Origin of the sequence: Streptomyces anulatus (assembly GCF_014650675.1) — a bacterium.
GTDB lineage: Bacteria > Actinomycetota > Actinomycetes > Streptomycetales > Streptomycetaceae > Streptomyces > Streptomyces anulatus.
This window is the reverse complement of record NZ_BMVK01000001.1, coordinates 458,505-473,201: the sequence shown is the minus strand read 5'-3', so window position 1 is coordinate 473,201 and position 14,697 is coordinate 458,505. Positions and strand designations below refer to the sequence as shown.

Sequence of the window (14,697 nt, the reverse complement as noted above, 5' to 3'; positions counted from 1 at the left end):
AAAGAAGGTGAACCGGCTCAGCCCCGGTCCAGATACGCCAGCACCGCCAGCACCCGGCGGTTGTCGTCGTCCGACGGGGGCAGATCGAGCTTGCCGAAGATGTTCGAGGTGTGCTTGGCCACCGCCCGCTCCGTGATCACCAGCTGCGAGGCGATGGCGGCGTTGGAGCGGCCCTGGGCCACCAGCTCCATCACCTCCCGCTCGCGCGGGGTGAGGCCGCCCATCGGCTTGTCCTGCGAACGGCGCGACAGGAGCTGGGAGATGACCTGCGGGTCCATCGCCGTGCCGCCCGCCGCCACCCGCCGTACCGCGTCGATGAACTGGTCCGCGTCGAAGACCCGGTCCTTCAGCAGGTAGCCGATGCCGCCGTTGCCGTCCGCCAGCAACTCCCGTGCGTACAACTGTTCCACGTGCTGCGAGAGCACCAGCACCGGAAGCCCCGGCCGCGCCCGGCGGGCGACCAGGGCGCACTGGAGGCCCTCGTCCGTGTGGGACGGCGGGAGCCGGACGTCGACGACGGCGACGTCCGGCTCCAACTCGGCCAGGGCCTTGGTCAGTTCGGGCCCGGTCTCCACAGCCGCGGCGATCTCGAAGTCGTACGCCTCCAGCATGCGCACCAGGCCGTCGCGCAACAGGAAGAGATCTTCGGCTAGGACAACTCGCAAGGAATCTCCATGGTCACCATGGTGGGACCGCCCGCGGGACTGCTGACGGCCAGGACGCCGTCGAATGTACCCAGTCGCCGTTCTATTCCGCTCAGACCCGAGCCCGATCCGACGGCCGCACCGCCCTTGCCGTCGTCCGTCACGGAGATCCGGAGCATCCCCTCCGAGTGGTGCAGGTCCACGTAGATCCGCTCCGCCTCCGCGTGCTTCACCGTGTTCGTCAGGGCCTCGCTGACCGCGAAGTACGCCGCCGACTCCACCGGCGCCTCCGCCCGCCCCGGCAGCTCCACCGTCACCTCGGAGGCGACCGGCAGCCGCAGGGCCAGCGCCCGGACCGCGTCGCCGAGGCCCCGCTCCGCGAGGACCGGCGGGTGGATGCCCCGGACCAGGTCCCGCAGTTCGGTCAGCGCCTCCGCCGACGACTCCCGGGCCATCGCCAGCATCTTCTTCGCCTGCGCCGGATCCTTCTCGATCAGCGCCTCGATCGTGCCCAGGTTCATGCCCATCGCGACCAGCCGGGCCTGCGCCCCGTCGTGCAGATCCCGCTCGATGCGGCGCAGCTCGGAGGCGGCGGTGTCCACGGCCTCGTGCCGGGTCTCGGTGAGCCGCTCGATGCGCTGCTCCAGCTCCTGGTCCTGGGTGGGCGCCAGCACCGTACGGGCGAGCACGAAGTGCAGGCGCAACAGCGGCCGGCTCGCCCACAGTCCGGCGTGGAAGAGCACGATCCCCAGCGCCAGGGCCGCGAACCCCGTCGCCTGGCTGTCCACCGGCACGAACCCGTACCAGTACGGATCGTCGCGGAACACCCGCCACAGGCCCGCCGCCAGAACCAGCCCCTCGACGGGGTAGATCATCAGGGCCGCCGCCAGGACCGCCACCACCGTGCCCGCCGTCATGTCGACCAGCAGCCACTGGAGGTCCCGCCAGGTCGCCGGGTCCTTCAGCATCAGCGTGGTGCGCTCGACCTGGCCGGTGACACCCGTCCGCAGATCCTTGGGGAAGCGCCGGTACGGGACCGGAATCCGTACGTCCGACCAGGTCACCGCCCACAGCCGCCGCTGGTTGGCGTGCTTGCGGACCGCCTCCAGCACCACCGGCGTGGTGAACACCCCGATGCCCAGCAGGATGAAGGAGATCGAGACCACCGCGAGCACGAACAGGGTGATGGACACCGCCAGTCCGACCACGGACAGGAACAGCCCCCGCCCCGCCGCCACCATCGACGGCCGCAGCCGTCCCGAGAACACCTTCATCGCGGTCTCTCCCCCTCACCGGAGCCGGGCAGGTCCCGTTCCGGGTGCCAGTCTCACCCGGCCCCGCCCCGCCGCGTCAGCCGGTCCGCCACCCGGAGGGGGTGTACCTGGCACCACCCCCGGACCCGCCCCCTACGCCTCCGCGACCGGGGGCTCCGACGGCTGGGGCGGACCGCGGCCGATTCCTAGATTCGAAGCGTCCCGATCACTTACCTGACGCTTACCTCCGGGGGAGAAACGCATGAGGCGCAATCTCGCCGCACGCATCGGCGTGTGGAGCACCCACCATCGCAAGACGGCCGTTCTCGGCTGGCTGCTCTTCGTCGTGCTCGCCACGGGCATCGGCGGGGCCACCGGCATGGTCGAGATGACCAACGCGGAGAACGGCGCGGGCGAGTCCGCCCGAGCCGAGCAGATCCTCCTCGACACCGGACTCGACAAGCCCGCGGGCGAACTCGTCATGGTCTCCGCCCCCGCCGCGGGGGACTGGAAGCCGGCCGCCGAAGCCCTCGCCGACGCCGTACGGAAGACCGGCGAAGCACAGAACATCGCCCCGCCCGTCGCCTCCGAGGACGGCAGGGACGCCCTGATCGCCTTCGAGATGAAGGGCGAGGCCGCCACCTCCTCCGACCGGATCCAACCCGTCCTGGACGCGGTCGCCGCTGTGGGCGAAGACCACCCGGACACCGAGATCCACCAGTTCGGCGAGGCCAGCGCGGGCAAGTGGCTCGGCGACCTGCTGGCCGAGGACTTCAAGAAGGCCGAGTTCACCGCCGTACCCCTGGCCCTCGGCATCCTCCTCGTCGCCTTCGGCGCGGTGGTCGCCGCCCTGCTCCCGGTCGGGCTCGCCCTCACCGCGTGCATGGCCGCCTTCGGCCTCCTGTCGATCGCCAGCCACCAACTGCACCTGTTCCAGACCACCTACTCGGTGATGTTCCTGATGGGCTTCGCCGTCGGCGTCGACTACTGCCTCTTCTACCTGCGCCGCGAACGCGACGAACGCGCCGCCGGACGGGACGCCGAGACCGCCCTGCGCATCGCGGCCGCCACCAGCGGCCGCGCGGTACTCGTCTCCGGCCTCACCGTGATGGTCGCGATGGGCGGCATGTTCCTCTCCGGGCTCCTGCTGTTCAAGGGCTTCGCGCTCGCCACGATCATCGTCGTGTTCATCGCGATGCTCGGCTCGGTCACCGTCCTGCCCGCCCTGCTCTCCTGGCTCGGCGACCGGATCGACGCCGGCCGCATCCCGCTGCTGAACCGCCGCGCCAAGCACGGCCACTCCGGCAGCGGCCGCATCGTCGGCCGGGTCCTCGGCCCCGTCCTCGCCCGGCCCCGCGCCTTCGCCGTCGCCGCCGTCGTCCTGCTGCTCGCCCTCGCCGCGCCCGCCCTCGGCATGAAGACCGAATCCCTCGGCCTGGAGAAGCAGTTCGGCTCCGACTCGCAGCTCTCCATCGCCCACAGCAGGATCACCGAGAGCTTCCCCGGCGGCCCCGCCCCCGCCCTCGTCGTCGTCACCGCACCCGACATCACCGCCCCGGAGGTCGGCAAGGCCCTCGACGGATTCGAGGACGTCACCGTCCACCGGGACCAGGACGTCGCCGAGATCGAGATCCCCCTCCCGGGCGGCACGGCCGACCTCACCGAACTCCGGGAGAAGCGCCTGCCCGCCGCGTTCGACGGCACCGGGGCGAAGACCCACGTCACGGGGGATACCGCCGGATCGGTCGACTTCAACGACCAGCTCCGACGCGGCATCGTCCCGGTCTTCGCCTTCATCACGGCGGTCACCTTCCTGCTGATGCTGTTCTGCTTCCGCAGCTACGTCATCGCGGTGACGTCCATCGCCCTCAACCTGCTCTCGGTGGCCGCCTCCTACGGCGTGATGACCGCCGTCTTCCAGCACGGCTGGGGCGCGTCGCTCATCGGCTCGGAGGGGGTCGGCGCGATCGAGGCGTGGATGCCGCTGTTCGTCCTCGTCGTCCTGTTCGGCCTGTCCATGGACTACCACGTGTTCGTCGTCTCCCGGATCCGGGAGGCACGCGGCGGCGGCCTGGACAACCGTGCGGCGATCGAGACCGGCATCCGCCGCACGGCCGGGGCGGTCACCGGGGCCGCGGCCATCATGGTGGCGGTGTTCGCGGTGTTCGGCACCCTGTCCATGCAGGACATGCAGCAGATGGGCGTCGGCCTCGCCGTCGCGGTGCTGCTGGACGCCACCGTCGTACGGATGGTGCTGCTGCCCTCCGTGATGCTGCTCCTGGGCGAGCGCAACTGGCGTACTCCGCGCGGCCTTTCACGCCTGCCGAGCCTGGAGGACGAGCGTCACGACGAGTACGGCGAGCCGGCCGGGCCGGTGGACGCGCCGGCTCCGGCGGCCCAGCAGGTCTGAGACGCCCGGACGGCCCCGGACCACGGTGAGGAGGAACCGTGGTCCGGGGCCGCCGGACGTACGCGGCGGACCGGGCGGGTCAGGGCGTGTACTTGTACCCCACCCGCCGGACCGTCTGGATCGAACGGCGGTACTCCGCACCGAGCTTGCGGCGCAGCCGGGCGACATGGACGTCGACGGTGCGCCCGTCGCCCACGTGCCCGTAACCCCACACCGTGGTCACCAGCTGGTCGCGGGTGTGCACCCGGTGCGGGTACGCCACCAGATGGGACAGCAGCTCGAACTCCAGGTACGTGAGGTCGAGGACGACGCCGTCGACCGAAGCCGTACGCCGGGTGGCGTCGATCCGGACCGGGCCCGCGGACGCTCCCGCGTCGGCGGCCGGGGCGGGCGTCGCGTCGGGCGCCGGCTGCTGGGGGAACGGCGAGCCGCCCGACTGGAGCCGGGAGGCGGCGGCGACGGCCCCCGCGAGCGCCGGCTGCTGGTCGGCCGGCACCAGCACCAGGTAGCCGATCATCGGCGGCTGGCCGGGCAGGGTGGGCAGCGTGTGCTGCGGGGCGGGGAGCCAGGTGGCCCCGGGCGGGAGGAAGTCCGTCACGTCGGCCGGCCCGGCGACCTCGTCGCTGTCGACCGCGCGCAGCCGGTGCCGGTTCGGGTGGGCGGGGAGGGAGCGGGAGGTGGGACGGGCCGCAGCGGGCGCCGGGGACGCCGCGGTGGCGGCGGACGCGGCGGAGAAAGTACGAGTGTTCGCCATGAGGGTCAGCTCTTTCGCGCGAGGAGTCGTCAGGGACGGACTTACGTCGTACGCGCGGACCGAAGGCCGGGGTGAGCGGCTTTAGTGGGCCTGCGCGTTCCACGCGCGGCAACACACCCGGTCGAAATCATGGTGCTGACGGGAAGGCCAGAACGGTTCGAGGTCACTGCGACCCGACGCGATGTGCTGGTAGCTGGCCATGTGCTCCATTGAAGCAGAAATCGCGGCGGCGCATCAGACTCCTCTCGCCCGTCGATACGGACCCTTGGCGTTACGTTCCTCACGCCCGGCCGTCACCGCCCACGCAGGAGGGGCCCGCCGGCGAACCGGCGGGCCCCTCCTGCGTGACGGGCGGCGGGATCAGACCTGGCCGGCCTTCTCCAGCGCGGTGCAGCACGTGTCGACGATCAGCCGTGTGACGACGTACGGGTCGACGTTGGCGTTGGGGCGGCGGTCCTCGATGTAACCCTTCTGGTCCTGCTCGACCTGCCACGGGATGCGGACCGAGGCGCCGCGGTTGGAGACGCCGTAGCTGTACTCGTTCCACGGGGCGGTCTCGTGCAGGCCGGTGAGCCGGTCGTCGATGCCCGCGCCGTAGTTCTTCACGTGGTCCATCGGCTTGGAGCCCTCTCCCAGCGACTCGCACGCGGTGATGATCGCGTCGTAGCCCTCGCGCATCGCCCGGGTGGAGAAGTTGGTGTGCGCGCCCGCACCGTTCCAGTCGCCCTTGACCGGCTTCGGGTCGAGGGTGGCGGAGACGTTGAAGTCCTCGGCGGTGCGGTAGAGCAGCCAACGGGCCACCCACAGCTGGTCGGAGACCTCCAGCGGGGACAGCGGGCCCACCTGGAACTCCCACTGGCCGGGCATGACCTCGGCGTTGATGCCGGAGATGCCGAGCCCCGCCGTCAGGCAGTTGTCGAGGTGCTTCTCCACGATGTCGCGGCCGAAGATCTCGTCCGCGCCGACACCGCAGTAGTAGCCGCCCTGCGCGGCCGGGAAGCCGCCCTCGGGGAAGCCGAGCGGCCGGTGGCCGTCGAAGAAGGTGTACTCCTGCTCGATGCCGAAGATCGGGGCCTGGCCCGCGAACTGCTCGGCGAGCGGACGCAGCGCGGCACGGGTGTTGGACTCGTGCGGCGTCATGTCGATGTTGAAGACCTCGCACAGGACGAGGATGTCCGCGCCGCCGCGGATCGGGTCCGGACAGGTGAAGACGGGCTTCAGCACCCGGTCGGACGCGTGGCCCTCGGCCTGGTTGGTGCTGGAGCCGTCGAATCCCCAGATGGGCAGATCCGCCACGTCACCCGACGGCGCGCCGTCCATGATCTTCGTCTTGGAACGAAGCTTGGCGGTCGGCTCGGTGCCGTCTATCCAGATGTACTCAGCCTTGAACGTCACGGACGCCATCCTTTGCGGGTGCAGCGGTCTATGCGTCGCAGCTTGGCAAGACGCGATTTCCCGTCCGTTGCCCGGATGTGAACCCCGTGTTACCGAGGTTTCCTGCGTTACGGGAGGCCCGCATCCGGACCGCTCACCCGTTGCCCGGGGGCTTCGGGGAGGTCATCAGGCACCGCCCTTGAGCAGGGCCGAGAACCCGGCCGCCCGCAGCCGGCGGATCAGCTCCTCCCGGCTCGACCCCAGCGCGGCGGCCGCCCGGTCCAGCTCCCAGTCAGCCCCGGCCAGGGTCCGCAGGAGATGTCCCCGGCGGATCTGGGGGTCGGAGAGCCGGAACGTCTTGAGGTAGGCGACCTGCCCCCGGTGATCGGTGATCGTCTCCCCGATGTGCTGCCCGCCCCGGTCCCGGACGAACGGCGGCAGGAACCGCCACAGGGTGAAGGACTTCATCCGGTACACCCGGTCGGGCGGCCGACGGACCGCCGAAGTGCAGTGCGAGATAGCCCTCCAGCGCCAGGTGCAACGGCAGGAACCGCAGCCGGTCGCCGGGCGGCCGCTTGGCCAGCCCGTGATGCGGCAGCGGCGGCAGCGGGACGGCCCGAGGCGCGCCGCCCCCGCTGCCGGCCACCGCACGCCGAAACCCTGCGCGTCGTATACGGGGTTGACGTGCGCCACGGTCGTCCGCCGCTCCGAATCCAGCCGGCGCCGCCACACCCGCAACACCTCGCCCGCCCGCCCCGCGTTGCCGTGGCGATGGGAACGTATGCACCCATGATCGCTGGTCGGGGTGGCGCTTGCGGCATGGAGGTGTTCTTGTGCTGCTGTCGTACGTATGGTTTCCCCGGGCCTTCGGGGCAGCGTGGTGTCCGGCCGGGCTACGAAGAGGGGCGAGATGGCGCAGGTGGCGCGGGCTGCTGAAGCCGGGCACGTCCGTTACACGTACCGGCTGCGTGTGTCGTCCACCGCCGGCACCTTGCTGGGGGCGGAGTGGGACCGGTGCCGCTGGGTGTGGAACGAGTGTGTCGCCAAGTCCAGGGCCGTACATCTGCACAGCAAGTCCGCGGGTGAGAAGGCCACGTGTGGCCCGGCTCAGCTCGACAGGATGCTGACCGAGGCGCGTGCCCGTTCGCCGTGGCTGCGTGAGGGGTCTTCGGTTGCCCAGCAGCAGGTCATCCGCGACTTCGGCCGTTCCCGCGCAAAGGCGCAGAGGGACATCACCGAGCGCTTGCCTGTTGGACGCCGGGCCGGGATGCCGAAGTGGAAGACGAAACGCGAGACGCTGCCGACTCTGAGCTACACGATGCGTGGGTTCCGGCTGAAGGACGGTCGCCTGCACTTGGCGGGCGGCATCGTCGTTACCGTGGTGTGGTCGCGGCAACTGCCGCACGAGCCGTCGTCGGTGCGCGTGTACCAGGACAGCCTTGAGCACTGGTACTGCTCCTTCGTTGTTCCCGCTCAGGTCGAGCCCTTGCCGGAGACCGGCCGCGTGCTCGGTGTCGACTGGGGTGTGAAAGCGACCGCGACCACGACGTCCGACGCGCACGACCTTCAGCATGCCGAGCACGGTGGCAAGGCCCGGGAGAAGGTGGCCCGGTACGACCGGATGATGGCTCGCCGGAGGCCGAAGAAGGGCCGCCCCGGATCCAAGGGCTACCGCAAGGCGATGAAGCTGCGTGCGAAGGAGTGCAAAAAGGTCGCTAGGCAGCGCGAGGACACCGGACGCAAATGGGCCAAGAAGGTCGTCCGCGACCATGACGCCATTGCTGTCGAGGACTTCCGCCCCAAGTTCCTCGCCAGGACCACCATGGCCCGCAAGGCCGCTGATGCTGCCATCGGCGCCACCAAAACCGTCCTGATGGAGATGGGACGTAAGCATGGGCGGGACATCCGTCTGGTGCATCCCGCGTACACCACGATGGACTGCGGTCGCTGCGATGCGAGAGCCAAACACGCGCTGCCGCTGGGTGAACGTACCTACACCTGTACCGCGTGCGGAGCCGTGTCCCCTCGGGACAAGAACTCCGCACGCGTGATGCTCGTCCGGGCTGGTCTCACCCCGGCTGGTACCGATGGCAGAAGACCTCCTGGAGCGCTGCTCCAGGAGGCAGCCTGAGCCAGGAATCCCCTCCCTGAAGGGTGGGGAGGATTCAAAGGCAAGTCTCGGAAGTCGCGCCCGCGCCGGAGTCCCGCATTCGGCGGCCCGGCGACGTCCCGCGCGAAGAGCGGCTCCCCGTGCAGGGGGGGCGACGGGCGTCCCGGTCCACTGCACGGGCGGCGGACGCCCGGCCCCCTGCACAACCGGTCGGCGCACCCGGCACACTGGCCCCATGGACTCAGCTGCCGGCACCACCGCCCCCCTGCGCATCGGCCTCCTCGGCACCGGCCCCTGGGCACGCAACACCCAGGCCCCCGCGCTCGCCGCCCATCCCGGCGTCGAACTCAGCGGGGTGTGGGGCCGCCGGGCCGAGGCGGCCGGCGCCCTCGCCGCCGCCCACGGCACCCGCGCGTACACGGGTGAGGAGGGCATCGTCGCACTCCTGGAGACGAGCGACGCGGTGGCCTTCGCGCTGCCGCCGGACGTCCAGGCCCCACTCGCGGTCCGGGCCGCGGAGGCGGGCTGCCACATCCTGATGGACAAGCCGGTCGCCACGACGGTGGAGGGGGCCCGCGCGGTCGCCGACGCCGCGGAGCGGGCCGGGGTGGCGTCGGTCGTCTTCTGCACGCTCCGGTTCGCGCCCGAGACCTCCGCGTGGATCGCCGAACAGGCCGCGGTGGACGGCTGGTTCACGGCTCGCGCCCAGTGGCTGGGCTCGCTCTACGCCGAGGGCTCGACCAGCGAGTACGCGGACTCCCCGTGGCGGCGCGAGAAGGGCGGCCTGTGGGACGTGGGCCCGCACGCGCTCTCCGTGCTGATTCCGGTCCTGGGCGACGTCGAGCACCTGACCGCCGCCCGGGGGCCGTCCGACACCACGCACCTCATCCTGCGCCACACCTCCGGCGCGTCCAGCACGGTGACGCTCGGGCTGAGCGCCCCGCCCGGCGCGGCAGGCGTCGAGATCGAGTTCCGGGGTGAGCGGGGCACGGCGTCGATCCCCGGCTGGGACGGCGCGGAGACCGCGTTCCGGGGCGCGGTGGACGCCCTGGCCGAAGCGGTACGCACAGGGGTTCCGCACGCCTGCGACGCGCGCTTCGGCCTCCACCTCACGGAGCTGCTGGTGGCGGCGGAGACGCAGGCGCAGGCGGACTGACCGGCGGGCGGGAGCGGCACAGGACGGCTACCGACTCCACCGATTCCAGGGCCTCCGGGCAGGCGGGCCCCGCGGCTCCCCGCCGGCTCATCCCGGCGGCAAGGCCCGGCACAGGGCCTCCAACGCCTCCGGGTAGGCGGATTCGGCGGGTGTCGCGTACCCGACGACGAGCCCGTCCCGCGGGGCGTCCGCCTGCCCCGCACCCTCCGACCCCGGGTGCAGGTAGTCGGCGAGGCACTCCACCGCCAGCCCCTGCCAGGCTGCCGCCCGGACCGCCGAACGCTCGGTGCCGGGCGGCAGTTCCAGCACCGCGTGCAGACCGGCCGCGATCCCGGTGACCCGGATGTGCGGGGCCCGCCGCTCCAGGGCCGCCACCAACTGGTCCCGGCGGCGGCGGTGGCGCTGCCGCATCCGCCGGACCTGCCGGTCGTACGCGCCCGACCCGACGAAGTCCGCGAGCGTCAACTGCTCGGTGGCGCTGGAGAACTGCTCGCGCTCGCCCTTCGCCGTGACGACGGGGCCCACGAGCCGCTGGGGCAGCACCATCCACCCGATCCGCAGGGTGGGGGAGAGACTCTTGCTCACCGACCCCAACAGCACCACATGCTCGGGATCGAGCCCTTGAACAGCACCGACGGGCTGCCGGTCGTAGCGGAACTCCCCGTCGTAGTCGTCCTCGACGACGAGCCCGCCGGTGGCCCGGGCCCAGTCGACGACGGCCGCCCGGCGCCCCGGGTGCAGCGGCCCGCCGGTGGGGAACTGGTGGGCGGGCGTGAGGAGTACGGCACGGTCGCGACGGGTGAGCCCGTCGACCCGGGCGCCGTCCGCGTCCACGCCGAGCGGCCGGGTGCCGACCCCGTGGGAGGCGAGCAGCGCGCGGTGGAAGGGCAGGCCGTACTCCTCCGCCGCCCAGGGGCCGCCCACCACCTCCGCCAACAGCCGCAGCCCGTGCGCGGCCCCCGAGCACAGCACGATCCGCTCCGGCGCGGCCCGCACCCCGCGCACCCGGGCCAGATAGCCGGCCAGGGCCCGCCGCAGCTCGGGCCGCCCGTGCGGATCGCCGGGCCCGAACGCGTCGTCGGGGGCGGCGGCGAGCGCACGCCGCGCCGAGGCCAGCCAGGCGGTGCGCGGGAAGACCGAGGGGTCCGGCTGCCCCTGGACCAGGTCATGGACCGGGCGGGCGGCGCGCTCGGGGGTGCGCGGCCGGTGCACGGGGGTGACCGGGACGGCCCGCTCGGCGACCCGGGTCCCCGAGCCCTGGCGGGCGGCGAGCCATCCTTCCGCGACCAGCTCGGCGTACGCGTCGGCGACGGTGTTGCGGGCGAGGCCGAGATCGGCGGCGAGGGAACGGTAGGGCGGCAGCCGGGTGCCGGGCGCGAGCCGCCCGCTGCGCACGGCCTCGCGCAGCGCGTCCATCAGCAGGGCCCGGCGGTTACCGGTCCCGGAGAGCTCCAGCGGCAGATCGCTGCCCAGGATCTCCGCCGAATTGACCCATGAATTCATCACAGAAATGCACCCCACGCCCAGTCGCTTGTCGCCCTAGATTCGTACCCATGACGACGACGGAGATCAAGACGAACGACCGCAGGACCGCCCCCGCCACCACCGTCCGGAGCAACACGACCACCTCCCGGCTGGACTTCGCGAAGACCGCTCCGAAGGTCTTCCGGGCCGTGATCGGCCTGGACGCGGCGGCCCGCGCGGGCCTGGACCCGACGCTGGTCGAACTGGTCCAGATCCGCGCCTCGCACCTGAACCGGTGCGCGTACTGCCTGCACATGCACACCACGGACGCACGGAAGGCGGGCGAGAGCGAGGACCGCCTGCACATGGTCGCGGTGTGGCAGGAGGCGGAGCACTTCTTCACGGAGCGGGAACAGGCCGCCCTGGCCCTCACGGACGCGGTCACCCGGATCGGGGACGCCGGCGTACCGGACGGGGTCTACGACCGGGCGGCGGCCCACTTCGACGAGGAGGAGCTGGCCCATCTGCTGGCCCTGATCCTCACGATCAACACCTGGAACCGCATAGCGCTGTCCACCGCCAAGCGCGCGGGCACGGACGAACGCTGACGACCCCGCCCGGCCGCTCCCCCCGCCCACCCACCGGCCCGTCCCATTCGGTCCGGGCCGGGTGTGGGGGGCCACTACCGCCCCAACGCGTCCCGTACCGCTTCCTCGCTCCGCGCCACCACGGCCGTACCGTCCTCGGCGGTGATGATCGGCCGCTGGATCAGCTTCGGGTGCTCGGACAGGGCGGCGATCCACCGCTCCCGGGAACCGGCCTCCCGCGGCCACTCCTTCAGCCCGAGCTCCTTCGCCGCCGCCTCCTGCGTCCGCGTGATGTCCCACGGCTCCAGCCCGAGCCGGTCCAGCACGGCCCGGATCTCCTCGGGCGAGGGCACGTCCTCCAGGTAGCGGCGGACGGTGTAGTCGGCCCCTTCCGCGTCGAGCAGGGTGAGCGCGCTGCGGCACTTCGAACAGGCCGGATTGATCCAGATCTCCATGGGGCCAAGGTTACGCGAGGGACTGCCGAAATGGCCTCTGGCCAGGGGCGATTGTCAGTGGGGGGCAGTAAAATGGAGGGAGTTCGTGAGGGTTCCACCACGCTGCCAGGAGGATGCCGAATGGCTGTTGCCACAGTCACGACCGAGCCGCTCGACCGACAGCTCCCGATGCCCTTCAACCCGCCGCTTCCCACCCCCCTGCCGAAGAAGCGACTGCCCGCGGGCCGCCCCCGCGAGTGGTACGTCTCCCACAACCGCCGCCTCAAGGCCATGCGCCTGGCCATCGCCCTGCTCGACAGCGGGGTCTACCAGCCCTCCAGCGCCGGCAACCACCGGATACGGATCACCGCCGAGCGCCTGGGCATCCACCCGCCGTCCGACACCACCTGCCGCATGGTCCGCGCCCTGATCCGCTACGGCCGCTGACGTGAACTGACCCGACCCGACTGCCGATCGCCCTGTGCCCCCTGCCGTTCCGTCCGGCCGGGGGCACCGGGCTGCCCGGCAAGCCCCTGCGGGACCATGGACCCGACCGCACACGGATACGGGTGAAAGGGCGTCACCATGGCAGCCGATCTGTGGACTTCGGCCGTTTCGCTCGCCGGAGTCGCGCTGGGAGGCGGCCTGACGGCTCTCGCCCAGCGCGCCACCCAGCGCTCGGCGGAACGCGTCGAGGAACGCCGCCAGGCCGTGGCCACCACGGAGAGCCGCAGGGCCGAACAGATCGAGGTGCTCAAGGAGTTCGTCGCCTGCACCCTGGCAGCGGAACGGGCCGCCTACAGCCGACCCGATCCGTGGGGCGACGACGAGGACGGCTGGATGACGCGGACGGGCCCGGTCATGACCGCGCTGTGGACCGCGTCCGGCAATGTCACGCTCCTGTGCGACGAGGCCTTGCGCGAGCCCGTGACGACGTACGGCCACGCCCTCAACGCGGCGGTGTGGCGTGACATCGGGGGCATCGAGGTCAACGAGCACCTGGAGGCGGCCAAGACCGCGTTCATGGACGCGGCACGGGGGAGTCTCGCCGGCTCCTGACCGGCCGCGCGTACGCGAGGTAGGCTCCGGACCCCATGAAGCTACTGATCTCGGTCGACATGGAAGGCGTCTCGGGAATCGTCCACTCCTCCGAGACGAACCCCGAGCGTTACGACTACCAGCGCGGCCGGGAGCTGATGACGGCCGACGCGAACGCGGTGATCGCGGGCGTCCTGGACGCCGACCCCACGGCCGAGGTGCTGGTCGCCGACGCGCACGGCACCTTCCGGAACCTCCTGCCGGAACAGCTGGACCGCCGGGCCCGCCTCGTCCGGGGCAAGCCGCGCTCGCTGAACATGCTCGCCGGGCTCGACGAGGAGACCGATGCCGCGCTGTTCGTCGGCTACCACGTCCGCGCGGGCGAGGGGCCGGGCGTGCTGGCGCACACCATGAACGGCGAGATCCTCGACGTACGGGTGGCCGGCCGTTCCCTGGGCGAGATCGGGCTCAACGCGGCCATGGCCGGCCACCTCGGCGTACCGGTCGTCCTGCTCAGCGGCGACGACGCGGCCTGCGCCGAGCTGAACGACCTGGTCCCCGCGGCGGTCACCGTCCCGGTCAAGGAGGCCCTGGGCATGGCGGCCGCCGTGACCCTCCACCCGGAGGAAGCCCGGGACCGGCTGCGCCGGGCGGCGGCGGACGCGGTCACCCGCCGCGCGGAGATCCAGCCCCTGGCTCTTACGGGGACGTTGAACGTGGAGGTCGACCTCGCGAGCCCGCACACCATCGACCTGGCGACCCTCGTTCCGGGCGTCTCACGCACCGGGGGTGCCCGTACGGTCGCCTTCACGTCCCCCGACTACGCGACGGCGTACCGGTTGATCCTGCTCCTCGCGCAACTGGCCAGGATCAAGCCCACCTGAGGGGTGTCCCGTAATAGCGTCGAACACCGTACCGGTTCCCTCTACTGTGACCGGGTGACAATCCAGGTGATCGTGCTGAACGGCGGGTCCAGCTCCGGCAAGTCCGGCATCGTCCGCTGCCTCCAGGCGGAACTGCCGGAACCGTGGCTCGCCGCCGCGATCGACACCTTCGTCGATGCGCTGCCCGCATCCCTGAGATCGGCCGGTGAGGGCATCGAGTTCGCGGAGGACGGCGGCGTGGCCGTCGGACCGGAGTTCCGCAGGCTGGAGGCGGCCTGGCGCGAGGGCGTCGCGGCGATGGTCCGCGCAGGCGCCAAGGTGATCGTCGACGACGTGTTCCTCGGCGGCCCCGCCTCCCAGGAACCGTGGCAGAAGGCTCTGACCGGACTGAACGTGCTGTGGGTGGGGGTCCGTTGCGAGGGCGCGGTCGCGGAGGCCCGCGAGATCGCCCGGGGTGACCGCCCGAGGGGCATGGCCGCGGCACAGGCGGAGACGGTCCACCGGGGCGTGACGTACGACCTGGAGGTGGACACCACGCACGCGGAGTCCCTGACCTGCGCGAGAACCATCGCCGCCAGGCTCACGTAAC

Annotated in this window: 14 protein-coding genes and 1 pseudogene; 8 read left to right on the top strand and 7 right to left on the bottom strand. The window is 71.8% G+C overall.

All coding sequences use genetic code 11. From position 1 onward, the window contains the following. Positions 1-17 precede the first annotated feature (17 nt). Complete coding sequence (locus IE272_RS02115; protein ID WP_056706521.1) at positions 18-665, bottom strand: LuxR C-terminal-related transcriptional regulator; 648 nt, start codon at positions 663-665, stop codon at positions 18-20. Beyond that, entirely contained in the window at positions 650-1,918 is a 1,269-nt protein-coding gene (locus IE272_RS02110; RefSeq protein WP_190006121.1) for a sensor histidine kinase, read from the bottom strand. Before IE272_RS02110 ends, IE272_RS02115 begins: the two co-directional genes overlap by 16 nt. Positions 1,919-2,159: 241 nt before the next feature. On the opposite strand from IE272_RS02110, the gene IE272_RS02105 reads away from it, so the two are divergent. Continuing rightward, complete coding sequence (locus tag IE272_RS02105) at positions 2,160-4,307, top strand: MMPL family transporter (RefSeq protein WP_190006120.1); 2,148 nt, start codon at positions 2,160-2,162, stop codon at positions 4,305-4,307. Positions 4,308-4,386: 79 nt separating this feature from the next. On the opposite strand, the gene IE272_RS02100 is transcribed toward IE272_RS02105, so the two are convergent. The 3 genes and pseudogenes from IE272_RS02100 to IE272_RS02090 form a co-directional block, all read right to left on the bottom strand. After that, complete coding sequence (locus tag IE272_RS02100) at positions 4,387-5,061, bottom strand: winged helix-turn-helix domain-containing protein (RefSeq protein ID WP_050357973.1); 675 nt, start codon at positions 5,059-5,061, stop codon at positions 4,387-4,389. Positions 5,062-5,421: 360 nt separating this feature from the next. Continuing rightward, positions 5,422-6,456, bottom strand: a complete 1,035-nt coding sequence (glnII, locus tag IE272_RS02095; protein WP_057662228.1) for a glutamine synthetase — start codon at positions 6,454-6,456, stop codon at positions 5,422-5,424. Between the two features lie 165 nt (positions 6,457-6,621). After that, a pseudogene (locus tag IE272_RS02090) lies at positions 6,622-7,138 on the bottom strand (ARPP-2 domain-containing protein); the annotation flags it as partial. A 207-nt stretch (positions 7,139-7,345) separates the two neighbouring features. Between IE272_RS02090 and IE272_RS02085 the strand changes: the two are divergent. Next, positions 7,346-8,566 carry an RNA-guided endonuclease InsQ/TnpB family protein gene (locus IE272_RS02085; protein ID WP_056707514.1) on the top strand — a complete coding sequence of 407 codons (1,221 nt, stop codon included), beginning with the start codon at positions 7,346-7,348 and terminating at the stop codon, positions 8,564-8,566. A gap of 214 nt (positions 8,567-8,780) precedes the next feature. After that, positions 8,781-9,701 carry a Gfo/Idh/MocA family protein gene (locus IE272_RS02080; protein WP_190006119.1) on the top strand — a complete coding sequence of 307 codons (921 nt, stop codon included), beginning with the start codon at positions 8,781-8,783 and terminating at the stop codon, positions 9,699-9,701. An 87-nt stretch (positions 9,702-9,788) separates the two neighbouring features. Here the strand turns inward: IE272_RS02080 and pdxR are convergent, their stop codons facing one another. Further along, the gene (gene pdxR, locus IE272_RS02075) at positions 9,789-11,204 is read right to left on the bottom strand and encodes a MocR-like pyridoxine biosynthesis transcription factor PdxR (protein ID WP_190006118.1); all 1,416 of its coding nucleotides are present in this window, start codon (positions 11,202-11,204) and stop codon (positions 9,789-9,791) included. 50 nt (positions 11,205-11,254) lie between these two features. Between pdxR and IE272_RS02070 the strand changes: the two genes are divergently transcribed. Beyond that, positions 11,255-11,773, top strand: a complete 519-nt coding sequence (locus tag IE272_RS02070) for a carboxymuconolactone decarboxylase family protein (RefSeq protein WP_050357978.1) — start codon at positions 11,255-11,257, stop codon at positions 11,771-11,773. A 74-nt stretch (positions 11,774-11,847) separates the two neighbouring features. On the opposite strand, the gene IE272_RS02065 is transcribed toward IE272_RS02070, so the two are convergent. Then, the gene (locus IE272_RS02065) at positions 11,848-12,207 is read right to left on the bottom strand and encodes an arsenate reductase family protein (RefSeq protein ID WP_050357979.1); all 360 of its coding nucleotides are present in this window, start codon (positions 12,205-12,207) and stop codon (positions 11,848-11,850) included. Positions 12,208-12,327: 120 nt separating this feature from the next. Between IE272_RS02065 and IE272_RS02060 the strand changes: the two genes are divergently transcribed. The 4 genes from IE272_RS02060 to cpt all read left to right on the top strand — a co-directional run bounded on the left by IE272_RS02060 (position 12,328) and on the right by cpt (position 14,696). Continuing rightward, positions 12,328-12,633: a hypothetical protein gene (locus tag IE272_RS02060; RefSeq protein ID WP_056706499.1), complete on the top strand. Its 306-nt coding sequence runs from the start codon at positions 12,328-12,330 to the stop codon at positions 12,631-12,633. A gap of 138 nt (positions 12,634-12,771) precedes the next feature. Beyond that, positions 12,772-13,245: a hypothetical protein gene (locus tag IE272_RS02055; protein ID WP_057662213.1), complete on the top strand. Its 474-nt coding sequence runs from the start codon at positions 12,772-12,774 to the stop codon at positions 13,243-13,245. A 35-nt stretch (positions 13,246-13,280) separates the two neighbouring features. After that, positions 13,281-14,108, top strand: a complete 828-nt coding sequence (locus tag IE272_RS02050) for a M55 family metallopeptidase (protein ID WP_190006117.1) — start codon at positions 13,281-13,283, stop codon at positions 14,106-14,108. A gap of 54 nt (positions 14,109-14,162) precedes the next feature. Beyond that, positions 14,163-14,696 (top strand): chloramphenicol phosphotransferase CPT, encoded by a 534-nt coding sequence (gene cpt, locus IE272_RS02045; protein WP_190006116.1) that lies wholly within the window; start codon positions 14,163-14,165, stop codon positions 14,694-14,696. The last annotated feature ends 1 nt before the right edge of the window (position 14,697 follow it).